29 protein-coding genes are annotated in these 26,412 nt (G+C 45.3%); 9 read left to right on the top strand and 20 right to left on the bottom strand.

The genetic code is table 11. From position 1 onward, the window contains the following. Positions 1-40 precede the first annotated feature (40 nt). On the bottom strand, positions 41-190 hold the full coding sequence (gene rpmG / locus OWN49_RS10670) for a 50S ribosomal protein L33 (protein ID WP_003153056.1): 150 nt from the start codon (positions 188-190) through the stop codon (positions 41-43). A gap of 347 nt (positions 191-537) precedes the next feature. Between rpmG and OWN49_RS10675 the strand changes: the two genes are divergently transcribed. Next, positions 538-891, top strand: coding sequence for a hypothetical protein (locus OWN49_RS10675; protein ID WP_003153047.1), 354 nt, complete (start codon positions 538-540; stop codon positions 889-891). Further along, positions 888-1,352 (top strand): endolytic transglycosylase MltG, encoded by a 465-nt coding sequence (locus tag OWN49_RS10680; RefSeq protein ID WP_176283425.1) that lies wholly within the window; start codon positions 888-890, stop codon positions 1,350-1,352. The genes OWN49_RS10675 and OWN49_RS10680 overlap by 4 nt, the downstream gene beginning before the upstream one ends. Before the next feature lie 97 nt (positions 1,353-1,449). Here the strand turns inward: OWN49_RS10680 and pstB (OWN49_RS10685) are convergent, their stop codons facing one another. The 9 genes from pstB (OWN49_RS10685) to OWN49_RS10725 form a co-directional block, all read right to left on the bottom strand. Further along, entirely contained in the window at positions 1,450-2,178 is a 729-nt protein-coding gene (gene pstB, locus OWN49_RS10685) for a phosphate ABC transporter ATP-binding protein PstB (RefSeq protein WP_217904214.1), read from the bottom strand. Between the two features lie 65 nt (positions 2,179-2,243). Beyond that, entirely contained in the window at positions 2,244-3,050 is an 807-nt protein-coding gene (pstB, locus tag OWN49_RS10690; protein WP_070082116.1) for a phosphate ABC transporter ATP-binding protein PstB, read from the bottom strand. Between the two features lie 18 nt (positions 3,051-3,068). Further along, entirely contained in the window at positions 3,069-3,953 is an 885-nt protein-coding gene (pstA, locus tag OWN49_RS10695; RefSeq protein ID WP_017418153.1) for a phosphate ABC transporter permease PstA, read from the bottom strand. Next, positions 3,953-4,882: a phosphate ABC transporter permease subunit PstC gene (gene pstC, locus OWN49_RS10700; protein WP_007612605.1), complete on the bottom strand. Its 930-nt coding sequence runs from the start codon at positions 4,880-4,882 to the stop codon at positions 3,953-3,955. Before pstC ends, pstA begins: the two co-directional genes overlap by 1 nt. A 48-nt stretch (positions 4,883-4,930) precedes the next feature. Next, positions 4,931-5,833 carry a phosphate ABC transporter substrate-binding protein gene (locus OWN49_RS10705; protein ID WP_012117998.1) on the bottom strand — a complete coding sequence of 301 codons (903 nt, stop codon included), beginning with the start codon at positions 5,831-5,833 and terminating at the stop codon, positions 4,931-4,933. A gap of 155 nt (positions 5,834-5,988) precedes the next feature. Beyond that, complete coding sequence (gene pbpA, locus OWN49_RS10710) at positions 5,989-8,136, bottom strand: penicillin-binding protein 2A (RefSeq protein WP_014305428.1); 2,148 nt, start codon at positions 8,134-8,136, stop codon at positions 5,989-5,991. Between the two features lie 101 nt (positions 8,137-8,237). Next, positions 8,238-9,527, bottom strand: coding sequence for an MFS transporter (locus OWN49_RS10715; protein ID WP_012118002.1), 1,290 nt, complete (start codon positions 9,525-9,527; stop codon positions 8,238-8,240). 117 nt (positions 9,528-9,644) lie between these two features. Then, positions 9,645-10,250 (bottom strand): superoxide dismutase SodA, encoded by a 606-nt coding sequence (gene sodA / locus OWN49_RS10720; RefSeq protein WP_003153025.1) that lies wholly within the window; start codon positions 10,248-10,250, stop codon positions 9,645-9,647. A 166-nt stretch (positions 10,251-10,416) separates the two neighbouring features. Further along, positions 10,417-10,899: a DUF456 domain-containing protein gene (locus tag OWN49_RS10725; protein WP_017418157.1), complete on the bottom strand. Its 483-nt coding sequence runs from the start codon at positions 10,897-10,899 to the stop codon at positions 10,417-10,419. Positions 10,900-11,057: 158 nt separating this feature from the next. Here OWN49_RS10725 and OWN49_RS10730 point away from each other — a divergent pair, with 158 nt between their 5' ends. The 3 genes from OWN49_RS10730 (at position 11,058) to ispG (ending at position 13,467) form a co-directional block, all read left to right on the top strand. Then, on the top strand, positions 11,058-11,822 hold the full coding sequence (locus OWN49_RS10730) for a DUF1189 domain-containing protein (RefSeq protein ID WP_060562627.1): 765 nt from the start codon (positions 11,058-11,060) through the stop codon (positions 11,820-11,822). Positions 11,823-11,913: 91 nt separating this feature from the next. Further along, positions 11,914-12,216 (top strand): LysM peptidoglycan-binding domain-containing protein, encoded by a 303-nt coding sequence (locus OWN49_RS10735; protein WP_003153022.1) that lies wholly within the window; start codon positions 11,914-11,916, stop codon positions 12,214-12,216. A gap of 132 nt (positions 12,217-12,348) precedes the next feature. Next, the gene (ispG, locus tag OWN49_RS10740) at positions 12,349-13,467 is read left to right on the top strand and encodes a flavodoxin-dependent (E)-4-hydroxy-3-methylbut-2-enyl-diphosphate synthase (protein ID WP_176283499.1); all 1,119 of its coding nucleotides are present in this window, start codon (positions 12,349-12,351) and stop codon (positions 13,465-13,467) included. A 33-nt stretch (positions 13,468-13,500) separates the two neighbouring features. On the opposite strand, the gene OWN49_RS10745 is transcribed toward ispG, so the two are convergent. After that, positions 13,501-13,878, bottom strand: a complete 378-nt coding sequence (locus OWN49_RS10745; RefSeq protein ID WP_087920773.1) for a DUF308 domain-containing protein — start codon at positions 13,876-13,878, stop codon at positions 13,501-13,503. A 133-nt stretch (positions 13,879-14,011) separates the two neighbouring features. Between OWN49_RS10745 and OWN49_RS10750 the strand changes: the two genes are divergently transcribed. Beyond that, entirely contained in the window at positions 14,012-14,593 is a 582-nt protein-coding gene (locus OWN49_RS10750) for a hypothetical protein (RefSeq protein WP_077722598.1), read from the top strand. 30 nt (positions 14,594-14,623) lie between these two features. Here OWN49_RS10750 and OWN49_RS10755 read toward each other — a convergent pair whose 3' ends face one another. Together OWN49_RS10755 and OWN49_RS10760 are read right to left on the bottom strand one after the other, a co-directional pair. Next, positions 14,624-15,034: a Fur family transcriptional regulator gene (locus OWN49_RS10755; protein WP_003153018.1), complete on the bottom strand. Its 411-nt coding sequence runs from the start codon at positions 15,032-15,034 to the stop codon at positions 14,624-14,626. 123 nt (positions 15,035-15,157) lie between these two features. Then, positions 15,158-16,039: a YitT family protein gene (locus OWN49_RS10760; RefSeq protein ID WP_003153016.1), complete on the bottom strand. Its 882-nt coding sequence runs from the start codon at positions 16,037-16,039 to the stop codon at positions 15,158-15,160. A 118-nt stretch (positions 16,040-16,157) separates the two neighbouring features. On the opposite strand from OWN49_RS10760, the gene OWN49_RS10765 reads away from it, so the two are divergent. Beyond that, the gene (locus OWN49_RS10765) at positions 16,158-16,412 is read left to right on the top strand and encodes a DUF2624 domain-containing protein (RefSeq protein WP_017418160.1); all 255 of its coding nucleotides are present in this window, start codon (positions 16,158-16,160) and stop codon (positions 16,410-16,412) included. Positions 16,413-16,440: 28 nt separating this feature from the next. Here OWN49_RS10765 and OWN49_RS10770 read toward each other — a convergent pair whose 3' ends face one another. Beyond that, positions 16,441-17,334: a deoxyribonuclease IV gene (locus OWN49_RS10770; RefSeq protein ID WP_017418161.1), complete on the bottom strand. Its 894-nt coding sequence runs from the start codon at positions 17,332-17,334 to the stop codon at positions 16,441-16,443. 11 nt (positions 17,335-17,345) lie between these two features. Next, complete coding sequence (locus tag OWN49_RS10775) at positions 17,346-18,662, bottom strand: DEAD/DEAH box helicase (protein ID WP_017418162.1); 1,317 nt, start codon at positions 18,660-18,662, stop codon at positions 17,346-17,348. A 165-nt stretch (positions 18,663-18,827) separates the two neighbouring features. Here OWN49_RS10775 and vrrA point away from each other — a divergent pair, with 165 nt between their 5' ends. Further along, a complete protein-coding gene (vrrA, locus tag OWN49_RS10780; RefSeq protein WP_104842685.1) occupies positions 18,828-19,523 on the top strand; it encodes a VrrA/YqfQ family protein in 696 nt (231 codons plus the stop codon). A gap of 122 nt (positions 19,524-19,645) precedes the next feature. After that, the gene (locus OWN49_RS10785; RefSeq protein ID WP_003153006.1) at positions 19,646-20,590 is read left to right on the top strand and encodes a 4-hydroxy-3-methylbut-2-enyl diphosphate reductase; all 945 of its coding nucleotides are present in this window, start codon (positions 19,646-19,648) and stop codon (positions 20,588-20,590) included. Between the two features lie 20 nt (positions 20,591-20,610). On the opposite strand, the gene OWN49_RS10790 is transcribed toward OWN49_RS10785, so the two are convergent. From OWN49_RS10790 to dnaG, 5 genes are all read right to left on the bottom strand, one after another. After that, positions 20,611-21,732, bottom strand: coding sequence for a Nif3-like dinuclear metal center hexameric protein (locus OWN49_RS10790; RefSeq protein ID WP_146284348.1), 1,122 nt, complete (start codon positions 21,730-21,732; stop codon positions 20,611-20,613). Then, positions 21,725-22,429, bottom strand: coding sequence for a tRNA (adenine(22)-N(1))-methyltransferase (locus OWN49_RS10795; RefSeq protein WP_032860295.1), 705 nt, complete (start codon positions 22,427-22,429; stop codon positions 21,725-21,727). The genes OWN49_RS10790 and OWN49_RS10795 overlap by 8 nt, the downstream gene beginning before the upstream one ends. A 125-nt stretch (positions 22,430-22,554) precedes the next feature. Continuing rightward, a complete protein-coding gene (cccA, locus tag OWN49_RS10800) occupies positions 22,555-22,917 on the bottom strand; it encodes a cytochrome c550 (protein WP_003152999.1) in 363 nt (120 codons plus the stop codon). Positions 22,918-23,267: 350 nt separating this feature from the next. Continuing rightward, entirely contained in the window at positions 23,268-24,389 is a 1,122-nt protein-coding gene (gene rpoD, locus OWN49_RS10805; protein WP_003152998.1) for an RNA polymerase sigma factor RpoD, read from the bottom strand. 191 nt (positions 24,390-24,580) lie between these two features. Next, a complete protein-coding gene (gene dnaG, locus OWN49_RS10810; protein ID WP_003152996.1) occupies positions 24,581-26,392 on the bottom strand; it encodes a DNA primase in 1,812 nt (603 codons plus the stop codon). Positions 26,393-26,412: the final 20 nt, after the last annotated feature.

Consider the following 26,412-nt stretch of genomic DNA (forward strand, 5'->3'; position numbering starts at 1 on the left):
TTTATTGAAAGCTCCAGCTTTTTCCGCTGTGTTAAACAGCTTATTTTGTTTCACGGTGTAACGTAGATTTTTTATCACGTGGGCAATATTTTTTAAATTCAACGCGGTCCGGATTGTTGCGTTTGTTCTTTTTAGAAATATAGTTACGCTCACCACATTCAGTGCAAGCCAAAGTAATATTAACGCGCATTATTTTCCCTCCAAACTAAATATCATTTACTTATTCAGACTTATATATAATACCACTATAATGGACGGAATGCTAGAGCTGATTTACATGAAATGTTGTTTAAGTGCAGAAAACATCAGTTTACGCTTCTGATCCTCTGAATGAGCTTGCGTCAGAAGAAGGCAAAATATGACGAAACAGGACAAAAAAGGGCTTTCCGATACGAAATCTATAGAGAAATAACCGTTTGCTCCCCGAGTAAAAAAGATTTTCCGACAAAATTCCGTTTTTTTCTCTATTTCCTTTAGAATGGCGGCGTTTTATGGTATAAAAAAGAAGGGCAAATTAATAATAGAAGGTGATGAAACGTGGAAATTGCTATTATTGCGTTGTTTATCGTCAGTATAGCGCTTATTGCATTCTCATATTCTCAAAGAGATCCGATGAAAGACGTGGAACAGGAGCTAGAAACGCTTCAGCTTTCCGCCATGCAGGAAATTTACAAGTTGAAAAAGAAAATGACGGTGCTTGAAGAAGAATTGCTGGAAACCAACCTCGTGATCCGCAAAGCCAAAAGCAGCGGCATTAACCAAAAAATCGCCAAACAAATCATTTCAAAATATAACAACGGAATGTCTGCGGAAGCCATCGCAAAAGCGGAGCACGTGTCTGTCGAGGACGTCAATACCATTATTAAAGATAATGAGAAGGTGCTCGTATGACAAAACGGGGCATTCAGGCTTTTGCAGCAGGCATGATTTTAGCGACGGCCGTTCTCGCCGCTGTCTTCTATTTGACTGACCATGACCAGGCAGCCGCCGTTAAAACCGAAAAAACAGCATTGACAGAAAAAGAAGTAAACAGCTACCTCGACGATCAGCACAAAGTCTCCGTCAACCGGGATGACTATCAAAAACTGCTTGATTCTAAAGAAAAATCATTAAACAACGACCAAAACATAGACGCTAAAAAGAAAAAAGTAACATACAAACTGACGATTAAAGACGGAATGAGCACTGCTGATGTGTCATCCATTCTTGAAAAAGAAGGGATTATTCCTTCAGCGAAAGACTTCAATGATTACGTCATTGACGCAGGCTACCACAAAGAAATCCGTGCCGGCCATTTCAAAGTCGACTCAGATATGAGCTTTAAAAAAATCGTCAAAACATTAACCCGCTAAAAAAGCTTGCAGGCATCGTCCATTCAGATGGATACGGCCGGCAGGCTTTTTTAATAGGCATATAAAAAGGACCCGGTCAATGGCCGGGCCCGTTTTTTTATCCGAATTTTCCGGTGATATAATCATGTGTTTTTTGATGATCCGGCTGACAAAATATTTTTCCTGTATCGCCCCACTCCACCAGTTCGCCCATATAGAAAAACGCGGTTTGATCAGAGACCCTCGCAGCCTGCTGCATGTTATGAGTCACAATGACGATTGTATACTTTTCTTTCAATATCAAAATCAGCTCTTCTATTTTCCGCGTGGACACGGGATCAAGAGCGGACGTCGGTTCATCCATCAGAAGGACGTCCGGTTTGGTGGCGAGCGCCCTTGCGATGCACAGGCGCTGCTGCTGACCGCCTGACAGTGAAAGCGCCTGCTGGTGAAGGCGATCCTTCACTTCATCCCAGAGCGCAGCTGCTTTTAAAGATTCCTCAGCGATTTCAAGCAGTTTCTTTTTATTTTTTTCGCCGTGAATTCTCGGACCGTACACGACATTCTCAAATATTGACTGGGGAAACGGATTGCCTTTTTGAAACACCATACCGATCTGTTTTCTTAATTCTGCCGCATCCGTCTTTTCCTTCAGCAGATTGCGCCCGTTATAGATCATGTCGCCTGTCACTTTGACATTCGGAGCCATTTGCAGCATTAAATTTAATGTTTTAATAAAAGTGGATTTCCCGCAGCCGGACGGACCGATGATCGCAGTTACCTTCCGCTCCTCAAAACCGATCGTAATGTCTTTTAAAGCCTGATGGGCTCCGTACCATACGTTCATGCCGTGAATATCAAATAAATTCTGTGTGTGCACCGCTTCCTTCACAAGTCTCACAGTCCTTCCCCCTATCCGAACTTTCCGTTAATGTAGTCATCTGTCTTTTGCGCTTTAGGACTCGTAAAAATTTGTTCTGTCTGCCCGTATTCCACCACTTCCCCGTTTAAAAAGAAAGCCGTTCGGTCAGACACCCTCAGCGCCTGCTGCATGTTATGCGTAACGATAATAATCGAATAATCTTTTTTCAGTTCTGTCAAAAGCGTCTCGATTCTGGCGTTTGAAATAGGGTCCAGAGCGGATGCCGGTTCATCTAAAAGAAGCACGGCAGGTTTCATCGCAAGCGTACGGGCGATGCAAAGGCGCTGCTGCTGGCCGCCTGATAACGACAGAGCCGATGAATGAAGCCGGTCTTTGACTTCATCCCAAAGCGCCGCCTTCGTTAAGCTTTCCTCGACCGCATCATCCAAAACGGCTTTCCTGCGTTCCCCTGCATACTTCAGCGCATGTGTGATGTTATTGTAAATGGATTTCGGGAACGGATTCGGTTTTTGAAACACCATACCGATCTCCCGTCTGAGAGACACGACATTAATCGCTTCACCCAAAATATTCAGCCCTTCATAAAGGATCTCTCCCTCGCTTCTTGCCGAAGCAATGGCATCGTTCATTCTGTTAATCTGTCTCAAAAATGTTGATTTCCCGCAGCCTGACGGACCGATCAGAGCCGTCACCGCATGTTTTTCAATATTCATGTTTACATCTTTTACCGCTTGTTTGTCACCGTAATAAATTGATAAATGCTTCACTTCCAAAATCGAAGACTCCGGCGAACGCTTTGTCTGTTCCGCTTGTTCCCTGATGATGTGATCAATCATGTTTTCGCCTCTTTCCGATTAATTTGCCGTAAGCTTTTTATAAATGACAGACCCGAGCCATCTCGCACAAAGGTTAAACAAGAGAACCGAAATCACCAGCACCGCCGAGCCGCCGTTTGCAATCGCTTCGGCGTCAGGGATGATTCCCTGCGTATTGACACTCCATATATGAACCGCCAGCGTCTCAGCCGGCCTGAAAATGTTGAAAGGAGATGATTCAGAAAACGGGTTCAAATCCGTAAAGTTCAGCCGCGGCGTTGTCAGCCCCGCTGTAAATAACAATGCGGCCGCTTCTCCGAATACTCTTCCTGATGCGAGAATGGCTCCGGTTAAAATCGAAGGAATCGCACTCGGAATCAGCACCGTTTTGACGGTATGCCATCTCGATACGCCTAAAGCGAGAGAAGCTTCTTTCAGCTCCTTAGGGACTGCAGTGAGCGCGCCTTCTGTCACCCGGACCATAACGGGAAGGTTAAAGACCGTTAATGCGAGCGCGCCCCCGATAATCGTGTAGCCCCATCCGGTCAAGTTTACAAACATCAGCATGCCGAACATCCCGATGACAATGGACGGAAGCGAAGACAGCACCTCAATACACGTTCTGATAAAATCGGTGATTTTATTTCGGGGCGCATATTCAGCCATAAAGACGCCGCCCCCCACACCAAGCGGTATCGTGATCAGCATGGTGATAAACAGAATGTAAAAGGAGTTAAAAAGCTGATCCCGTATTCCGCCGCCTGAGGCAATGGCGCTCGATTTTGACGTAAGAAAATGCAAGGAGATTTCAGAGACGCCGTGAATAAGAATGTACAAAAACAATCCTGCCAAAATCGCCGCGATTACAGCGGCGCATAACCCGAATACACCGGTGGCCAATTTATCCGTTATTTTCCGGTTCATTACACTTTCCTCCTAGATGACAAGTAGCGTATGAGCAATATAAACAGAAACGACATGATGAGAAGAACAAGCCCCATAGACCATAACGTATTATTTTCAATACTGCCGTATGTGGTATGGCCCATGTTTAACGTGATAATCGTCGTTAATGTTCCCGCCGTATCAAGCAGGCTTTCCGGCAGAAGCTTTGTATTTCCGATAACCATCTGTACGGCGAGTGCTTCTCCGAACGCTCTTGCCATCCCGAGCACGACAGCGGTCAGCAATGTCGGAAACGCCGCCGGGATAAGCACCTTTCTGATTGTCTGCCACCTCGTCGCACCAAGCGCATATGAACCGTCGCGAAGGTGTTTCGGAAGTGACGCAAGCGCATCAGCGGAAATCGATGTAACAGTCGGCAGAATCATTACCGAGAGTACGATCGTTCCCGCCAGAAGGCTGTGACCCGTTCCGCTTGATTTAAAAGAGCCGATAAACGGAACCAATACTGTAAGACCTATGAATCCATAAACGACGGACGGAATGCCGACAAGCAGCTCAATTACCGGCTGCAGCACTTTTTTTCCCCAAGTCGGCGCAATTTCCGTCATAAACACGGCACCCGCAATACCGAGGGGCGCTGCGATCAGAGCGGACAGAACCGTGACCGCAAATGATCCGAAAATAAAAGGCAGCGCGCCGAACTCAGGTTTTGCCTGGGTTGGATTCCAATTCAGACTTGTTAAGAACTCAATCGGGCTTACACCATTTACAAAAAAAGATTGCAGCCCCTTTATGCCGAGAAAAATTGTGATCGCCGCTGATGCCGCAATGATAATCGCGGCACACACAGACACAATCACCCTTCCGCGGACTTCATCCAATTGCCTGTTTTGTTTTGAGCTTATTAAGCGTTCGCTTACAGACTCTTTTTCTCTGTGATTTATCATTTGTTTACACTCCTATAAAGAAGAAGAGGCGGGGAGCCCGCCCTCCCCTCAGCTTTGCTTGCCGTTTGCGTCACGTGTGACTTTCATATCAGAGATCGGAATGTAGCCCTGATCTTTTACGATACTTTTCTGTACTTCATCGCTGTTCATATAGTCAAGAAACGTTTTTGTAAGGCCTGACGCTTCACCTTTCGTATAAGAGTGCTCGTAAGCCCAAATCGGATACTCGCCTGTGACGACATTTTTCTCTTCCGGTTTGATGCCTCCGATCGATAAAGGCGTTACTTTGTCATCGTTTATATAAGAGAATGCCAGATAACCGATTGCTCCCGGCGTTTCCGCAATGATTTTTTTGACTGTATTGGAGGAATCCTCTGTAATGCCCTCTGCAGGCTCTGCTCCGTCAAGAGCATATTTGACGAACGTAGCGCGTGTTCCAGATGAATCAGGACGGTTCACGAGTGTAATTTTTTGATCTTTACCGCCAAGTTCTTTCCAGTTTTTAATTTTGCCTGTAAAGACATCTGTCAGCTGTTTTTTGGTTATATCCTTTACGCCCGCACCGGGGTTGACCGCAGCCGCCATCGCCACTACCGCTACTCGGTGGTCTTTTAGGGCTTTCGCATCAATGCCTTCTTTTTCTTCAGCGAAGACATCTGAGTTGCCGATTTGCACTGCCCCTTCAGACACTTGCGAAAGTCCTGTTCCTGAACCTCCCGCTTGCACCTGCACATCAGCATCCGGATGTTTTTCCATAAACTTTTCCGCCGCTGCCAGTACTAACGGCTGCATGGCTGATGAACCAGAAATGGTTAAAGAACCTGATGCTTTTTTATCCTCACTTGCAGATTGACTGTCTGTCTTGCCGCTTTCCTTTGCATTTCCGCATGCTGCAGCAACAATCATAACAGCAGCCATCAGAAGCATAAGCATCCATTTGTTTTTTTTCATTTCCTGAATTCCCCCTGCATTTAATGTGTAATTTGTCCTACACGTATAGAGTAAAGGGTTCTTGTAAAATGCGTATAAATCAAGTGTTAAGGTTTTGTAAATCCGGATGTTTTTTTGTATAAAAAAAACGCTCACAGGTTGTGAGCGTTTTTCTGTTAGTTGCTTGTATTGCCGTTTTCAGCGTCTTCCTGAATTTTATCTTCGTTTTTCTGCTTCGTATTATTATCTTCTTGTTTCTTTTTCAGCTCAAAGTATTTGTCCAGAGCTGCTCTTCCTATATCATTCGTAATCGAATATCGATCGCTGTAATTAATATAGGCCCAAGGAACGACTACAGAAATAGCCACTTCCGGATTATCAGCAGGTGCATACGCGACAAGAGTCGTATTATACGTTCCTTCACCCGTCTCTGATTTGTCAGGACCGTCATAGAAAGATTGCGCCGTACCCGTTTTACCGGCAGGACTGTATGTCGCCGTCGCAAAATCAGTTGCGGCTGTCCCTTTTGTCATGACACGTCTGAAACCTGCCTGCACTTCTTTAATGTCTGCATGATTCATATCAATCTTATTCAGTACTTGAGGCTGAACAGACTCTACAACGGCTCCGATTCCTTTTTTCGAATCAGGCTGTCTGACCTCTTTTACAAGCTGAGGTTTCAAACGATAGCCTCCATTGGCGATCGTTGATACATACTGCGCCATTTGCAGCGGTGTAAACGTATCATACTGTCCGATGGCAAAGTCTAACAGAAGACCGGAAATTCGCTGTGTCCCTTGGTACCCGGTTGCTTCATTCGGAAGATCAATCCCCGTCTTAACTCCGAGTCCGAACTGATTGAAGTAGTATCTGAAAGTATCGAATGCCTTCATATCAAGCGGCAGGGACTGGCCTTTTTTGTACTCCCCTTTACCGACAGCAATCGCCGTTTTGAACATGAACACGTTTGATGATTCCTGAAGCGCTTTTTGGATATCTACGGGACCTAAATTCGTCCATGATTTTTTCGGGTTTTTACTTCCCTTGAAATACATAGGTTCATCCTGGAAAACGGTGTTCAAATTAATCGCGCCCGTCTGCAGTCCGGTCAACACCGTCGCTCCTTTGACCGCCGATCCCATTGCGTAGGAGGAAGTCATTGCGCCGAGGGCATAATCATTAATTTTGTACTTTCCATGGTCATTCGTAATCTGCTTGCCGGCCATCGTCAGCACTTCTCCGTTTTTCGGGTTCATCATGACGACGAAGGCCCGATCAAGAAGCTTCGTGCTCGGTCTCGCTTTTGCCGATCTTAAATTTTTCTCAATGATTTTTTCAACGGATTTCTGCAGGTCCATATCAATGGATAAAACAAGGTCTTTGCCGGCCTGTCCTTTTGAAATCACTTTGCTGCCCGTGACATTTCCGGATGAGTCGGTTAAGTTCTGCACTTTCTCTTTTTGACCCTGCAGCAGGCTTTCATATTGATATTCTAAATAGCTTTTTCCGACCCTGTCATTCCGGCTGTAGCCGAGTGACAGATAGTGATCCAGCAGATTGGAAGGAAGACCTTCGTTCGCACTGGATACACTGCCGAGCAATGTCCGGATCAGGCTTTTATAAGGATAAGACCGTTCCCAGTCAGACGTCACGTCAACTCCCGGCAGTTCATCTAAATGTTCACTGACGACGGCCATTTCTTTTGCCGACACCCCTTCATTTTTGATGTATTGAGGCGTCAGTGAATAGCCTGAATCCATCTGCCTTTTGATCGCAAGGATCTGCATATCTTTTGAAGTGAGCTCGTTCAGCTGTTTGTCTGTGATACGTTTCAGCTGAAGCTGATATAAATCATCTTCAGACAGTTTTTTGTCTTCAGCTTTTTGCTTTTCTTCGGCCGTAATCAGTTTTTTCGCTTCATCAGGCCTCGTTAACATCCAATAGTCTTTTTTATCCCGCTCAGTCACCTTTTTGGTGCTTACCTTAATCATACCCGACAGTTTTTTTGCGATTTTTAAACGCTGCGCCTGGGTGGTTGAGGCTGAACGTGTATATGTAATCGCATTTAATGCTTTATTCGTTACGATAGGATTTAGGTTCCGGTCGTATATCTTCCCTCTCGGAACCGCCGTGCTGACATCAGACTCCTCCTGCTTATTAGCGGCGTTTTTATAATCATCACCCTGAACAATCTGCTTGATGCCAAGCTCGACGATAATCCAAGTGAAAATAAGAAACGCGGCCAAAAACAAAAAATTAAGCCGGATCGGCAGTGATTTTTTCTTTTCTTTGTTTACAGCTATTTTCTTTTTATTTCTCCTCATGACATCACCTTTTCTTATTTACAGAAAGAAATGACACCTTCTGTTCAGGTGCCATTTTTCATTCTAAAGGTTTTTTCGATATTTTTCTACAGATAACCCTTTTATCTTTCTCCTTTTATAAAATTCGGTTCCGCCGCCTGTTTTTGTCGGTCTTCTTCTACTGTTTCATCAGAAGTTTCCGTATCCAGTTTAATGTCTTTTATAAAGTAATAAATCAGCGGATGGCCGGCTCCGAGCAGCACGAGCGCCGCCGGTATTCCCACTTTTTCCTTGAATAATGTAACGATTACAAGGAAACAAAGGATGGAAACGATCCGGCCCGCATTTAAAAATAACTCCCTGAGCACAATGTATTCAATTCTGGCTTTTCTGGCAAGACGCGCCCGGCCTATCACATCATATGTAAGCGAGACATACGGCACGAGCAGAACTGGATAGCCGATCGCAATAAACACTCCGTACAAAAGGAGCGTCGTGAAGCTCATTTTAAAAATGATGAGAAACAGGGCGCCATACAAGATCAATCCGCCGATAAGAATCGCCTTTTTCCGAGCTCTTTTTTTGATGAGCCTTGATGCAAAATAATAGGCAAAAAAAGAAACCGCGGAATTGACGAGACCGAATGTTCCGAGCGCCAGCTCACTGTTTGTCGCAATGAATACAAATACGCTGATTAAAAAAACAAAAATCCCTTCTCTCAAGCCTTGAAAAAAGTGCGCGTTGGTAATCCGGCGCCAATTCAGATTCGTGTGGCGCTCATCAAAAACTTTTTTCAGCATAAACCGGCCTTTCGACTCCCTCCGCTTCAGAAAAAAGCTCATAACCACGGCAAGGGCAAATAAGCCGAGCGACAGGCTGAAAATGATTGTATAACCCGTATTGTTTTCAAGTCTTGAAATGACATATCCGGCCACAATCGGACCGATCATGCCCGCCGATGAAGACAAAATGCCTAAAAACCCGTTAAAAAAATCTCTCGTTTCCGGTTCCGTAATTTCGAACGTCAGCACATTAAAAGCCAGCCAGTAAAAGCCGTATCCAACTCCGAGCACGGCCCCTATCAAAACGAGACGGGAAGCAGCAGTTTCTCCGGCAAGCAGCACACTTAAATAAAAAGCCGCCAAAAAGATAACGCCGAACCTGAGAATAAACACCCTGTCGATTTTTTTAGCCAGCCGGCCAGCCAGCAGAAAGGTAACCGGCTGCATCGTTACGACCGACAAATTGTATATGGCCAAATCAATAAATTTTCCCGACTGCTTCCACAAATACACGTTGACAAATGTATTTGACAGCGCGATGCCCAATGAGTAAAGGCCGCCAATCGTCAATAACAGCAGCAGCCCTTTATTTATTTCGATGTCGCCGATAATTTTTTTTATTTTGCTCATCATTGACTCCCCTTTACTACACATTAGTTTGTCTCACTCAAACTGAGATATGTAAAAGGATTCAAAGTCAATAAAAAAACAAGGCCTCCCGCGGGAGACCTTGTTTGATCGAACTATTTATTTTGCTTCGCTGTAAAGACGGGCAACTTCATCCCAGTTCACAACATTCCAGAAAGCTGAAATGTAATCAGGACGGCGGTTTTGGTAGTTCAGGTAGTACGCATGCTCCCAAACATCAAGACCGAGGACAGGTGTTTTACCCTCTGAAAGCGGTGAATCTTGGTTTGGCGTGCTTGTAATTTCAAGTTTGCCGTTGTTTACAACAAGCCAAGCCCAGCCTGAACCGAAACGGCCGGCAGCTGCGGCGGCGAATTTTTCTTTAAATTGATCGAAGCTTCCGAACGTGCTTTTGATCTCTTCAGCAAGCTCACCAGTCGGTTCGCCTCCGCCGTTCGGAGATAAAAGAGTCCAGAATAAAGAGTGGTTGGCATGTCCGCCGCCATTGTTGCGGACAGCTGTGCGGATGTCCTCCGGCACTGCGTTCAAATCAGCAACAAGCTCATCTACAGATTTCTCTGCAAGCGCTGATCCTTCGATCGCTTTGTTGAGGTTTGTCACGTATGTGTTATGGTGCTTCGTATGATGAATCGTCATCGTTTCCTTATCGATATGAGGTTCTAAAGCATCATAAGCGTAAGGCAATTCTGGAAGTTTGTAAGCCATAATTTTTTTCCTCCTTTAAATATATGTACTGAAATGCCGCTTAACGCGAACTTTTCTAATCTCAATGTAACAAAAGAAAGCATGGTAATCAATGAAAAAGCTCACAATCCGGCGATTCCAGCAGACATATTACACTTTATCCGTTCACTGCCGAAATTAAACCTTTCTAAAGCACCGTCCATAAGAAATATCCGATCATAAAGAGCTGAATGACGCCTTTTGCCGCCACGCTTGTTAAAAAGCCGATTAACGAGCCGAGCCCCACTTTTGCCGCGGACTTGATATCCTTTTGATGAACAAACACCTCAGCGCAGACAGCACCGATAAACGGGCCTATTATAATGCCTGCCACGGGAATAACGAAGGGCCCGATCAACAATCCGATCGTGCTTCCCCAGATTGCCGCCCTGCTTCCTCCGTACCTTTTAACGCCAAGTAAATTTGACACATAATCAGCTGCAAATAAAACGGCCGCAAATACCGCCTCAATGAGCCAAAACAGGTAAGAATAAGGACTGAAGGAAAACAAAAATCCGTAGAGAAGAAAACCGGCCACAATAAAAATAACGCTTGGAATCACCGGATATACAAGCCCGATAAAAGCAATGACGAAGACCGCAATGATAATCAGCCAATACAAAACACTCATGACAAAAACACCCTCCTTTGTTTTGCGGGCGATCACCGCTTCCCGCTTTATCTTATTATGTATGATTCCTTATCACCGCTTTAAATACTCTCACTTGTGTTCATCCCCTGTGAACGATACAATAAGCAACATATACCAGTTTAGGCTAGGAAGTGAAGATGTTGAACATATTTACGGCTTTATTGAAAAGTACATACTCTCCGGCAGATATTGCAAAAACACGGTTTCAGGGGATAGGAAAAGCGATCCTTTATGTATTTTTGCTGTCTGTCCTTTTTACGCTGCCAAGCGCTTATTACCTTTGCTCCGGCACCGTAAACTCAATGAACGGTTTCAAAACCGTGTTAAAGAAAGATTTCCCTGATTTCAGCATTTCAAACGGAGAATTGCAGACGAAAGCATCCGCCTCTAAGGAAACGGAAGCGAACGGGTTCGTCATCGTGTTTGATCCCACAGATGCTTACGGCGCTAAACAAATAGCGGCGAAACAAAATGCGATCGGCATTTTGAAAAATAAAATGGTGCTTGCTGTAGACGGACAGGCGACAGAAATGAATTATTCGCTGATGCCTGCCGATATCACAAAAAAAGAAATCATATCAGCATTAAACCAAAATAAAACAATGATCGTCACCGTCCTGTCCGTTTTGCTGTTCATCATGACAGCGGCCGGCAAATTCATTGAAGTATCATTTCTCGCCGTCATCGGCCTGATATTGAAAAATGCGCAAAGAAAGACATTGAATTACCAGCAGCTCTGGAAGCTTTCGGCTTATTCCATTACACTTTCGACCATATTCTTTACGATCATGCGCGCGCTTGTTATTACGGTGCCGAGTGAATTTTTAGTGAATTGGTTTGTAAACTTTATCATCCTTTTCCTCGTCTTAAAAGAGATACCGCGAAGTAAAACAGCTGTGTAACAAAGACTGCCCCCGGCGGTCTTCTTTTTTGTCATGAACAAAACGGGACAAGCATACAATGAAGTAAAAATGTATGCGGGAGGCGGTTGGAATGAAGCGGCTTACTTTTGTATTCGGCAGTTTATTTGTGATATTCATTATCTTTTACGATCTTAAAATCGGCACGATCCCTTCTCAAGACCTTCCAGCATACGCAGCGGCGGCACAGCCAGCCCAACAGGAAGCTTCATACAGAACGGTTACGGTCAAAAAAGGCGATACGGTGATGTCGATAGTCGGCGCACATAAAGCGCCAGATGATATTGCACAAGATTTTGAGGCGCTGAATCCGAATGTAAAAGCAAACGCCATTCAGGCAGGCACCGCTTATAAATTCCCCGTCTACCGCAATTAAACGTTAATTTCTTGTCAGTTCGGCAAATACACTGTTACAATATAACATGTAAATAGAAGTTGCCTGACATGTAAAAGGCTCAGCCTGCAAAAGCGGTAACTACAATTAAGGAGCGATTGACAAGTGAGTGAAATCACACATCGTACAAAAACGCGTCCCGTCAAAGTGGGACCTTTAACAATAGGCGGAAATAACGAAGTCGTCATTCAGAGTATGACGACGACCAAAACACACGACGTAGAAGCAACAGTTGCGGAAATCAACCGTTTAGCCGAAGCCGGCTGCCAAATTGTCCGGGTGGCATGTCCGGACGAACGCGCTGCTAACGCGATTGCCGACATCAAAAAACAAATTTCCATCCCTCTCGTTGTCGATATTCATTTTGACTACAAGCTTGCATTAAAAGCAATTGAGGGCGGGGCCGACAAAATCAGAATCAACCCGGGTAACATCGGCCGGCGCGAAAAAGTGGAAGCCGTCGTAAAAGCGGCGAAAGAAAAAGGAATTCCGATCCGGATCGGCGTAAACGCGGGATCTTTGGAAAAGCGTATTTTAGAAAAATACGGCTATCCGACTGCTGACGGAATGGTTGAGAGTGCGCTTCATCATATCAAAATCCTGGAAGACCTTGACTTTCATGACATCATCGTCAGCATGAAAGCCTCTGACATCAATCTCGCCATAGAAGCATACGAAAAAGCGTCAAAAGCATTTGATTATCCGCTTCACCTCGGAATTACAGAATCGGGCACGCTGTTTGCCGGAACGGTAAAAAGCGCGGCCGGACTCGGAGCGATTTTAAGCAAAGGAATCGGAAACACGCTCCGGATCTCTCTGAGCGCCGACCCGGTTGAAGAAGTGAAAGTAGCCAGAGAACTGCTGAAATCATTCGGTCTCGCTTCAAACGCGGCTACGCTTATTTCATGCCCGACATGCGGACGGATCGAAATTGATCTCATCAGCATCGCAAATGAAGTGGAAGAATACATTTCTAAAGTCAAAGCGCCGATTAAAGTAGCCGTTCTCGGATGTGCCGTTAACGGACCGGGAGAAGCAAGAGAAGCCGATATCGGGATTGCCGGCGCGCGCGGCGAAGGACTTCTTTTCCGCAAAGGCCAAATCGTCCGCAAAGTCCCTGAAGAAACAATGGTCGAAGAGCTCAAAAAAGAAATCGACAAGCTGGCAGAAGAACACTATGCAAAGCTTGAAGCGGAAAAAGCAAAAGCAGAACAAGAAACACAAAAAGCTTGACGGATATTCCGCCAAGCTTTTTTTTGCGTTGTGTTAAAAAAACGGTGTAATGAAGATGCCAAGCACAAGGGAAACAATACCGATTCCCATCGCCCATCCGCCTAAAGCGCCTGCTCCTCTTCTTCTGGCGATATAGCCGACGATAATGCCGCATGCCCCTAATAAAACAGGGAGCACAAACAGGGAAATGATAGAAATAGCCAATGCTGCATACCCTATCCCCCGGCCTTCACTTACTCCGTCCCGATTATCATCACGGTCTGCTGCCCGGTCAGAAGCACGATATGGCTCTGAGATTTCGGCCGCTGTTTCTTCTGAATAAACATCACGCGTGATATCGGTTCCTTCCGATCCATGATCTACATAGTAATCGTTGCCTTTTCGATTTTCGTAATCGTATGCCACCTTCAATTCCCCCTTTTTCTTTTATGAAAGGAGCTTTTTTAGTTTCCGCGTTTTTTACGAATTCATGTTTGCTAAACTTTTCTGGTATTGTTAATTGTTTATGTTACACTTGAAGGGATGAATTTATAGGAGTGTGGACATGTTACGGTTAGGTATAGATATTGACGGCACAGTTACGGCACAGGATACATTTGTCCCTTATTTAAACCGCTCATTTCATCTTTCCATTACCTTGGATGATATGACTGATTATGATCTGACGAAGCTTTTGAACATTACAGACGAGGAATTTTGGGAATGGATGAACGTTCATGAAGCAGCCATATATAAAGAAGCGAAGCTCGCGGAATTTGCCAAGCAGGCACTGGACGGACTGAAAGAAGAGCACCGTCTTATCTACATTACGGCAAGACGCGGCCACTTAGCAGATGTTACGCTGGACTGGTTTGCAAATCGGGACATTCATTACGATCACATTGAGCTTGTCGGAGGCCATCACAAAGTGGAAGCCGTCAAAAAACACGGCATTGATTTATTTTTCGAAGATCACCACGGCAACGCGACAATGATCGCAAAAGAAGCAGGCATTCCGGTTATCCTTTTTAACTCCCCATATAATCAGCTCCCCATCGATTCCAATATTATCAGGGTGCAGAATTGGCTTGAAGCCGTCGCCTGGATTCATAAAAACAAACACAGCTTTCAGCATGTTAAAAGCTGAAAAAAACCTCCTGTATAAGCAGGAGGTTTTTTATCGGCACGCAGGACAGGTGCCGTAAATTTCAAACTTATGGCCGCTGATTTCATACCCTTCCAAATCATCGTGCAGCTTATCCATCGGACAGGACTCAATTTCCTTCGTTTTCCCGCAGGTTAAACAGATAAAATGGTGATGATGATGGGTATAAGAGCATGTAAAACGGAACAGTTTTTCTCCGGAAAGCTCCGTCGTTTCCAAAATGCCGAGTTCTTCATATAACGAAAGATTTCTGTATATGGTATCAAAGCTCAGACCCGGATAGTCGTCATTTAATGCGGCAAGCACGTTTTTGGCGGTCAGATATTTATCAGAATCAGCAAAAAGCTGCAGCATGTCTTCTCGCTTACTCGTATATTTATACCCTTTTTCTTTCAGCAGGTTCAACGCTTCTTGTACGTTCATGAGGACCTCCCCTTTACAACACGGTATCGCTCCAAAAAGAAAATGGCAGCTGTCTGAACAGCAGGCCATTTTCTTATGATGTATCAAATTATACCTATAAAATGATGAAAAGTAAATGAAAGCCTAGTGAATCGCGGTTTTGAACTTACCGCCCCTCGTTTCATGGGTATTCATGATCGTAATAAAGGCGTTTTTATCAATTTCAAACACAATGGATTTCAATTTAGTCACTTCAAGCCTTGTCACGACCGCGTAAATGACTTCTTTGGATTCATCCGTATATCCGCCTTTTCCCTGAAGCTTGGTGGTTCCCCTTCCAAGCCGATGCAAGATTGCATCTGAAATTTCCGCATACTGATCTGCCACAATAATGACCGCTTTTGTTTCATCAAGCCCCTGGATGACGGCGTCAATCGTTTTCATGGCAATATAATAAGTCATGAAAGAATACATCGCCTGCTCCGGACCGAACACAAAACCGGCCCAAATAAAAATAAACACATTGATGAGCATAACGAATTCTCCGACTGAGAAGGGCAGCTTTTTTGTGAGAAGGATACCGAGTATTTCAGTACCGTCCATCGAGCCTCCGTTTCGGATGACAAGGCCTACCCCGAAACCGAGCAAAAGCCCGCCGAATACCGTCGCCAAAATAGGCTGGGTCGTAATGGCCTCCACATGGTGCAAGGAGGATTCAATCAGCGCTAAACCGACGATTCCGATAACAGTAGAGATGAGAAATGTTTTTCCGATATATTTATATCCGAAAATCATAAATGGAATGTTGAGTAACACAACGAATAAGGCGAAATTGAGGAGGGGATTGGACATAAAGAGGTGGTCTAAAATTAATGAAACACCGATAATGCCTCCGTCGATAAAATTATTAGGGACCAGAAACAATTCAATACTTACAGCGGCTGAACCCGCCCCGATCAGAATCATGATGACCCTGAAGATAAAGTGTAAAAATGATTCTCTTTTATGCTGTTTATTTGGGGTCATAAAATCTCCTTTCCTGTAATAACTATTTTAAACAGTAAGCAACTTCATTTTACCATTAAAAGCCGTAACATTTTAATGATTTGCTCAATACATTATGTCTAAAGAGGTGAAAGTATCGATGATTTTAATACAAAGAATTATTTTGCAGCGGCTCAATCAAGTCACTGCGGACGATCTTCTGAAATATTCCAAGCAATACGGAATCAGCATTACGAGAAGTCAAGCGGCTGAGGTAGCGGCTCTGATGCACGGAAAAAACGTCAATATTTTTGATGAACAGGAGCGGCTTCGCCTGCTGAAAAAAGTGGAAACGATAACCTCAAAAGAAACGGCTCGGAAAGTTGACGAACTTTTCAATCAATTCTCAGGGTAAAAAAGGAGGGGCAATTCCCCCTCCTTTTTTATTGAGCTGATATTTTTTTAAGAAGCTCCTGATCAAACTGCTTTTCTTTCAGCATTTCGATTTCAAAACGGTACGGCGGCTTCTTATTTTTCTTGTCTTCGCCTACATACGGTGTTTCGAGGATTTTCGGAATATCGGCAAGCTGCTCGTGATGAACGATGTACTGCAGAGCGTCAAAACCGATCTCTCCGAACCCGATATTTTCATGGCGGTCTTTCCGGGCGCCTTTAATATTCTTACTGTCATTCACATGAAGGACTTTTATCCGATCGATACCGACGATTTTATCAAACTCGTTAAGAACGCCGTCAAAATCATTGGCGACATCATATCCTGCATCATGGGTGTGACAAGTGTCAAAGCAGACGGATAGATGTTCATTATGCGTAACCCCCGAAATGATCTCGGCCAGCTCTTCAAAGCTTCTTCCGCATTCTGATCCTTTGCCCGCCATTGTCTCCAGCGCAATCTGCACGTGTTGACCGGGAACAATCACTTCGTTTAAACCTTCAATGATTTTTTTGATGCCCGTCTCAGCCCCGGCTCCGACATGCGCCCCTGGATGAAGCACGATCTGTTTCGCGCCGATCGCTGCCGTTCTTTCAATTTCAGAACGCAGAAAATCAACGCCCAGCTCAAACGTTGCCGGATTTGTCGTATTTCCGATGTTAATGATGTACGGCGCATGCACGACAATCTCGTCGATGCCGTTTTCCTTCATATGGGCGCGGCCCGCTTCAATATTCAAGTCTTCAATTTTTTTGCGGCGCGTATTTTGGGGAGCGCCCGTATAGATCATAAATGTGTTCGCCCCGTATGAAACGGCTTCCTTGCTTGCGGCAAGGAGCATATGTTTTCCGCTCATTGAGACGTGTGAGCCTAATTTCAGCAACCCGATTCCCCCTACTTTCCTCTGTTAGATTGGTTTCTTCTCTGCTTCTTTCTGATTTTTTCCATTTCGTAGCTCATTTTCTTTTTATAGCCCGGCTTTACTTTTTTCGGCTTTTTCACAAGGCGTTTCGCCATTTGGTCAGCCTCATTTGCCGTCTTTTTGCGATTTTTGCGGCGGTGGCGGTCATCGCCTTTCTTCCATTCGCCGTTTACAAGCTCCGCATATTCAAACACAATACCCATCTTTTCGAGTCTTACGAGCGCATCTTCGTCAGAAAGCTCATAAATGGTCAGTGCTTGGCCTGATGAACCGGCGCGTGCGGTTCTCCCGACGCGGTGAACATAAAAATCCAGATCGTCCGGAAGCTCATAGTTGATGACGTGGCTTACGCCTTTAATGTCAATTCCTCTTGCCGCAAGGTCTGTCGCAATGACATAAGTGAATTCCAGATCATTAATCTGCTTCATTACCTTCTTACGCTCACGCGGCGTTAATCCCCCGTGCAGAAGACCGATCCTCATGCCCTTTTCAGTCAGGTATTTCGCAATATGGTCAGCCGTGTTTTTCGTATTGGCAAACACAATGCCCAGATAAGGGTTCAGATGAGACATCATATCAAAAAGCAGTTTGTCTTTATCACGCTGTTTAGAAGGAACCAAAACATGTTCAATCTTTTCGGCTGTGATTCTTTTCGGCTCAACATGCGCGTACTTCGGATTTTCCATATACTTTTTCAAAAACGGCTTCAGCTTTTCCGGAATCGTAGCTGAGAACACAAGCATCTGAAGTTCTTCCGGCATCCGCGATCCGATATAATCAACGTCTTCTAAAAAGCCCATGTCAAGCATCAGATCAGCTTCGTCAATGACGAGAGACTGCGCTTTATAGACGTTCAATGCCTGCGCCTTAATCAGATCCGCGATCCGGCCCGGCGTTCCGACGACGAGATGAGGCTGTGTTTTCAGCTTATCAATTGATTTTTGCTTGTCCGTCCCGCCGATGAAGCATTTTGTCCGGATCGGCTCATCTTCCGCACCCTGTGTGATTTTGAGCGCTTCCTGATGAATCTGATTGGCAAGCTCTCTCGTCGGCGCCGTGATAACAGCCTGCACCGTATCAGAACCCGGATCAATCCGATTCAAAATTGGCAATAAATAGGCGTGGGTTTTCCCCGTCCCCGTCTGGGACTGCCCGATCACGCTTTCGTTTTTCAGTACGGCAGGTATCAGCCGCTTTTGAATATCTGTCGGTTCATAAAAACCAAGGCGGTGAACTGCATCTATAATAAACGGTTTTAAGTTATATCCATCAAATTTAGTTTCTTTCATTTTTCCCAGCTCCTTAAAGCGGCACATTCTGTGTCCATCATCACATTATAACCGATTTTATTTAAAAACACCATGTCTTGGGGGAATCCTGTTTTCGAGACAGAAAAGCAAATGCCCCCTCCGATGCATATTGTAATAGCAGAGAGACAGAAAGGAGGTACAAGTATGTTTCCACAGCAGCCGATGAGAAATATGGCGCAGCAGGGCCGGCCGTTGATGAATCCGCGTATGAGGATGGGAGGAAGACCGTCATTGCCGGGCCGGCAGCTGATGCAGCAGGGCCGGCAGCTTTTCCCTCAGCAGCAGATTGCCGGAGCGGGCCTGAGAAACGCAGGCACGGGCGGCGGAGGGGGCTTAAAAGGGATGCTTTCCCGTTTTTTACCCGGTTCAGGAGGAGGAAGCGCTGCCGCGTCTGCACCGGCGGCGGCCAGCGGAGGAGCAGGTGCAGGACTGCAGGGAATACAGAACCTGGCAAGTCCGGCATCCCTGTCGAGCATGCTCGGCAACGTTCAGAAGGTGCTCGGCGTGGCGCAGCAGGTTACGCCGATGATCCAGCAGTACGGTCCTTTAGTACGGAGTCTGCCCGCCATGATGAAGCTTTACAGCCAATTAAGCAGCAGCGATGATGAGAATGAATCTGACGAGACAAAAGAAACAGACGAACAGGACAAAAAGGATGAAGCTGAAAAAACAGATGAAACAGAAGCTGAAAACAAATCAGACGCCTCATCCAAAACACCAAAGAAAACGTCAAAAAAAGCATCCGCTTCAAAAGAAAAAGACGCCGCACAGGCAGAATCAGCGGAACAGCCGCGTCCAAAAAGAACATCGGGCAGATCAAAGCCGAAATTATATATTTAACATTCTTTGATATCTCACGAAAGATTAGCTATAATGAGATCAGAAGAATGCAAGATTTGAGCCGTTTAACTACGGCTTTTTATATTGCCTCTACACTCACTTTTGATAGGAGGACATCTACATTGGACGTTATCAAAATATCGCCGCGCGGCTACTGTTACGGCGTTGTTGATGCCATGGTCATAGCCAAAAACGCGTCACTCGATAAAACACTGCCAAGACCTATATATATACTCGGAATGATTGTTCATAATAAGCATGTCACAGATGCGTTTGAGGAAGACGGCATTTACACGCTTGACGGTACAAACCGTCTGGAGATTTTAAAGCAGGTGGAAAAAGGAACCGTTATTTTCACGGCTCACGGGGTATCTCCGGAAGTAAGAAAAGCTGCTGAGGAAAAAGGGCTTGTTACGATTGACGCCACATGCCCGGACGTCACGAAAACACATGACTTAATCCGAAAAGTAAAAGCTGAAGGCTATCATGTCATATACATCGGCAAAAAAGGCCACCCCGAGCCTGAAGGAGCCGTCGGCGTCGCTCCTGAAATCGTTCATCTCGTTGAAACAGAAGAAGACGTGAGAAATCTCGATATTCAGGCTGAGAAATTAATCGTTACAAACCAAACGACAATGTCCCAGTGGGACGTCCACGATATTATGGAATCAGTCAAAGAAAAGTACCCGCACGTGGAATACCATCAGGAAATCTGCCTGGCCACACAGGTTCGTCAAGAGGCTGTATCGGAGCAGGCAAAAAAAGCGGACTTAACCATTGTTGTCGGCGATCCGAAAAGCAATAACTCCAACAGGCTGGCTCAAGTGTCAGAAGAAATCGCCGGAACAAAAGCCTACCGAATCGGAGACATCAGTGAACTGAAGCTTGAATGGCTGAAAGACGTCAATACCGTCGCCGTTACCGCGGGCGCATCAACACCGACACCGATTACAAAGGAAGTCATCCGCTTTTTAGAGCAGTTTGACCACAACGATGAATCGACATGGCAGCTTGAACACAGTGTGCCGCTCAAAAAAATCCTTCCGAAAGTAAAAATAAAAAACTGAGGCCCGGGGCCTCAGTTTTTTTATAAGAAGGTAAATGGGTTTGTATCTGTTTCGGAAGCGAAAATGCGCACGTCATAGTTTTTCTCTACGGCCATTGCCGTAAGCTTCTCAGCCGTGCCTTTTCTCATGATCTTTTCAGCATAATGCCCCGGGTCTACGACGTTTAATCCCATCATCATCGCATCCTGCGCTACGTGAAAATAAAGGTCGCCCGTCACGTAAACATCTGCACCTTTCCGCTTTGCCTGATAAATATATTTATTTCCGTCGCCGCCAAGAACCGCGACTTTTTTCACCTTGCTGTTTCGCTCTCCGACCATCCGGACTCCGTTAACGTCAAACTTTTCTTTCACAAACAGAGCAAACTCTTCAAGCGTCATGTCCTGCTGAAGTTTTCCGATCCGGCCGAGTCCTTTTTCAAGCGGAGACTGCTCCACCGGATAAATATCATACGCTACCTCTTCATACGGATGGCTTTTTTTCAGCGCTTTTACGACGGTTTTCTCCATACTTGCCGGAAAAACGGTCTCAAGTCTCACTTCATGGACGAGTTCCAGCTCTCCCGTCTGTCCGATAAACGGGTCTGCCCCCTCCAGCGGCTTAAAGCTCCCGATTCCCTCAGAAGAGAACGCGCAATGGCTGTAATTGCCGATATGTCCCGCTCCGGCGTTGCCGAGTGCGGTTCTTACAGCTTCTTCATAGTCTTTCGGAACATATACGGCAAGTTTTTTCATCGGGTCCGAATATGTCGGGACGAGCACTTCTGTGTCTGTCAGGCCGAGAGCTTCGGCAAGCAGATCGTTAACACCGCCGTCCGCTACATCAAGATTCGTATGAGCCGCATATACGGCAATATCATGCTTTATACATTTCTCAATCAGTCTTCCGCCCGGCTGATCAGTGGTGATCTGTTTAAGCGGCCGAAAAATCGGCGGATGGTGGGCGATAATTAAGTCAACTTTTTTCTCAATGGCTTCATCTACCGTTTGTTCCAGAACATCCAGTGTCACCATGACATTTTTCACCGGCTTATTCAATGTACCGATCTGCAGTCCGATTTTATCTCCTTCCACCGCATAAGCCTTCGGTGAAAATTGTTCAAACAGCTGGATGATTTCCTGTCCGTTCACATGTTTAGGCATGTCCGATTACCTCCTTCAGCAGAGAAATCCGCTCTTTCAATTCAGCTAATTTTTCATGATTTTCATGCTTTGCGCTGCGGCTGATCTGTTCATAAATTTGTTCAGTATGCTTAAGTTCCTGGCTCCATTTCCGAAGAAACACTTCGTTCCTCTCTTTTAATAAAAACGGACCCGCAAGCATTCCGGCAGCCATCGGCACGTCCCGGTACGGCGCATCACGGTCGCCAGTTTCCGCAACGAGGATTTCATAACACTTTCCGTCTTCTTCGAGAATCACTTCATCAAGCAGTTCATAACCTTCCTGATACAGCCACTCTCTTATATGAACGGCATGAATATTCGGCTGCAGAATCAGCCGTTCACGCCCCGTCAATTTCGTTTTTCCCGACTCCAAAATATGAGCGATCAGCGCTCCGCCCATGCCAGCGATCGTAATGGCGCCGGCTTCTCCTTTTTCAAGGACGCTCAGCCCGTCACCTTTCCTTACGGAGATAAGAGTGCTTAAGTCCAGTTTTTCCACCTGCTGTTTGGCGGATAGAAACGGTCCGTCTGTAATTTCACCGGCGATTGCGCGGCTTGCCAAATGATTCAAAACGGCATAGCAAGGAAGATACGCGTGGTCTGACCCGATATCAGCAACCAGGGCACCCGGAGGGATATATTCCGCCACAGACTGCAATCTTTTAGATAACTTCATTTCATTCACAATATCACAACTTTTCTCATGTTCTTTTTCCTTTACTATCATATAAAAAAACCGCCCGGAATCCAAGCGGCGGATAGAGTTTTTCATATGTCTTTTATATAGGGACCGGTAAAGCTTTATTTAATGTCAGAAACCCATTTTGCCATGTCATCCAGCTTTTCGGCCGGCACAAGGCCCGCAGGCATCCCGTTGCCGCCTTTTTCAATTTTTGTTTTAATCTCAGCGACATCTTTTCTTTTGCCGACGCCTTTTAAGTTCGGTCCTGACACACCTTCATAGTTTTCCCCGTGACAGGTGATGCAGTTCGCTTTATAAATCTCTTCAGGTGAAGCGTTTGCAGTTTCCTTCTCGGCATTTTTGCTTTCACCGCCGCTTGCGATCTGATGCGCATCTCCATTGCCTTTTACAGCTAAAAAGAAAGTCAGCCCTATTCCCAGCACTGCAATGAGCAAAAAAGGAATCAGCGGATTCCACTTCATATCTCCATCCCCCTTTTTCATTCTCCCCCTATGTAAACACTTCTAATTCTAACTTATTTTTACAAAAAGTAAATGGTCTTGCTCAGCAATTTCATTGATTTCACAATTTATACAAAAAGCAAAAATAACTGTTTTGTTTATCACAAAATTATCTTTATTCTATTGTATAATGAATTGTATACGCTTACAATAAAGAATATAAATAAACTTATCTCATTTTCCCTCTTTCAGGACATGCCGCATTTTTTCCGAACCCATTTGCAAAACATATGCTTATCCAGTAAAATAAAGGTATATTATCCATATATCTTATACATAAAAAAGAACGGATCAAAAAGACCCGTTCCATTCTATTCGAGAAAATCCTTCAGACGTTTGCTTCTGCTCGGATGTCTCAATTTACGAAGCGCTTTTGCTTCAATTTGGCGAATACGCTCTCTCGTTACTCCAAACACTTTGCCGACTTCTTCTAAAGTTCTTGTGCGTCCGTCATCCAGACCGAAACGGAGACGCAGCACGTTTTCTTCACGATCTGTCAACGTATCCAGCACATCTTCCAGCTGTTCTTTTAAAAGCTCATATGCCGCATGATCCGACGGAGATGTCGCTTCCTGGTCTTCGATAAAATCACCGAGATGTGAGTCGTCTTCTTCACCGATCGGCGTTTCTAAAGAAACCGGCTCTTGAGCAATTTTTAATATTTCACGGACTTTTTCAGGCGTAAGATCCATGTCTTCAGCAATCTCTTCCGGTGTCGGCTCTCTGCCAAGATCCTGAAGAAGCTGACGCTGCACCCGGATTAATTTGTTAATGGTTTCCACCATGTGAACCGGGATACGGATTGTTCTCGCCTGGTCAGCGATGGCGCGTGTAATCGCCTGTCTGATCCACCAAGTCGCATACGTACTGAATTTATATCCTTTACGGTAGTCAAACTTCTCGACGGCTTTCATGAGACCCATGTTTCCTTCTTGGATCAAGTCTAAGAAAAGCATGCCGCGGCCGACATACCGTTTAGCAATGCTGACAACTAAACGAAGGTTTGCTTCAGCCAGTCTGCGTTTAGATTCCTCGTCACCCTCTTCAATTTTTTGAGCGTAGGTGATTTCTTCTTTAGCAGAAAGAAGATTTACCCGTCCGATTTCCTTAAGGTACATGCGGACTGGATCATTGATCTTTACGCCAGGCGGTACGCTGAGGTCATTAAGGTCAAATTCTTCTTCGGCTTTGGCAAGCTGTTGAATATTAGGATCTTCCGTTTCTTCATTTTCACTAATTAATTCAACACCTTGTTCTCCTAAAAATTCATAATACTCATCCATTTGGTCTGATTCAATTTCAAAGCTGGACATGCGTTCAGCAATTTCTTCATATGTTAAAACGCCACGTTTTTTTCCAGTTTCAGTAAGCTGTTCTTTTACCTGGTCTAATGTAAGTTCTGTTTCTGTTTCGTGGGTTTGTTTATCAGCCATTATGGATCCCTCCTTCCAAAGCTTGCAACGAATTCTAAAAGCGGTATGTTTCTTATCCGCCCCGGAAGCCTTCTCTCTTTTTCAGCATGCAGGGCTGCGGATAATAATGACAATTCATGATGAGGTTAAGCGATCTATTTGCTCCTCCGCAAGGAATCATTGCCAATCAGAACGCAAGCCTCTTTTTGGTGTTACTTTAATGATCGGTTCAATGCAACAATTTCTTGAGCCAGAGACGCAGCTTTCACGAAGTCTTTCTGCCTCTCCGCATCCGCTCTTTCTGCTTCTTTTTCCTTTATCATTGACCATTTTCGGTGATCCAACACTTTTTTTACGTAATCGGATAACTCGGCCTCTGAGAGCTCCTCGTTTACTTGGAGCATCCCTATATCTGAAAGCAGCTGGCTGATTTCCTCATCCTGCATTCTCGCCATAAGATGCTGCGGCGTCATGTCAGCACCCTCTTCATAAACAGCGTACAGGTATGCTGCCAGCGCACGATGTCCGTCAATGTTAAATTCAAAGCCGACACGCTCAATCACTTTCTTTATGACGTTTCGGTCTCTCAGCATATGAGCGAGCAGAAGTCTTTCCGCGTTCTCATAGGCGGGACGGAGACGGCGCCGTTTCGCTTTTGTCGTCACCCGGGCCCGTCTTGTCTGCGGTTCGGCGTTTTTGTCGCCGGGGGCGTTTTGTCTGGCGTAGATGGAAAGCTGTTCCGTCAAAGATTCTACCGAAAGAGAAAATTCAGAGGCGAGCTGCTTCACATACATTTCCTGCTCAAGCGACCCGGAAAGAGCGCTGATTTCTTTCAGCACTTCTTTCATGTAAGCGAGCCGGTCTCCTTCGTCAGATAAGTTTTTCCCTTTGCGGAAATATTGCATTTTAAAAGCCATGACCGTAACGCTTGCATCAATGATATCGGTCCGGAATTTTTCTCCGCCCCGGGTTCTGATATAATCATCAGGATCAAGCCCGTCAGGCAGCATGCTTACTCTTACCTTACAATCAGCTTTCTGGAGCAGGCCGGCCGCTTTCAGCGTAGCTTCGTACCCGGCTTTATCCGAATCGTAGCAGAGAATGACCTCCTGAACATTTCTTCTGAGGATTTTCACATGCTCTTCGGTGAGCGACGTCCCCATTGTGGCGATACTTTCTTTTACGCCTGAGCTGACGGCGGATATGACGTCAGCGAAGCCTTCAAACAGAACGGCTCTCTCCTCTTTCCTGATCGGCAGGCGCGCCTTATGAAAGTTATACAGCAGCTTAGATTTATGAAACAGCGGCGTTTCCGGGCTGTTCATATACTTCGGCTGCTGGCTTCCGAGCGCCCTTCCTGAAAAAGCCGCCACGGCTCCGTGGTGATCATGAATGGGAAACATAATTCTGTTTCTGAAACGGTCAAAATACCCGCTGCCGTCTTCCCTTCTGATCAGCAGACCCGCTTTTTCCATCATTTCTTCCTCAAAACCGCGCTTTTTCAAGAATTTCGTCATGAAATCCCAGGAATCCAGCGCGTAGCCGATTTCAAACTCATCTATGAGCTCTTTCGTAAAACCCCTTGATAAAAGGTAATCTAACGCTTCCTGGCCTTCCTTTGTATTTATTAGCAAATGATGGTAAAATTTCTTCAGAAGCTCGTGGGCTTCCGCCATCTTCTGCTCTCCGGAAGATTCAGGCCTGGATGCAGAGTGAATCGTTATATCATCAGGGAAATCAATCTGATATTTATCCGCAAGGTGAGAAACAGCTTCCGTAAATGAATAGCCTTCCATCTGCCGTAAGAAAGAGAAAACGTTCCCGCCCGCTCCGCATCCGAAGCAATGAAAGATCTGCTTATCGCTGGAGACGGAAAACGAGGGCGTGTTTTCCCCGTGAAACGGACAGAGCCCAAAGTAGTTGCGGCCTTGCTTTTTCAATTGGACATAATCACCTATGACTTCAACAATGTCTGCTGACTGCTGCACCTGATTAACTACTTCATCTGGTATGCGGTTTCCCATCTTATAACACTCCGTCGTAC

The organism is Bacillus sp. NEAU-242-2 (assembly GCF_027853835.1).
In the GTDB taxonomy this organism is placed as follows: Bacteria; Bacillota; Bacilli; order Bacillales; family Bacillaceae; genus Bacillus; species Bacillus velezensis.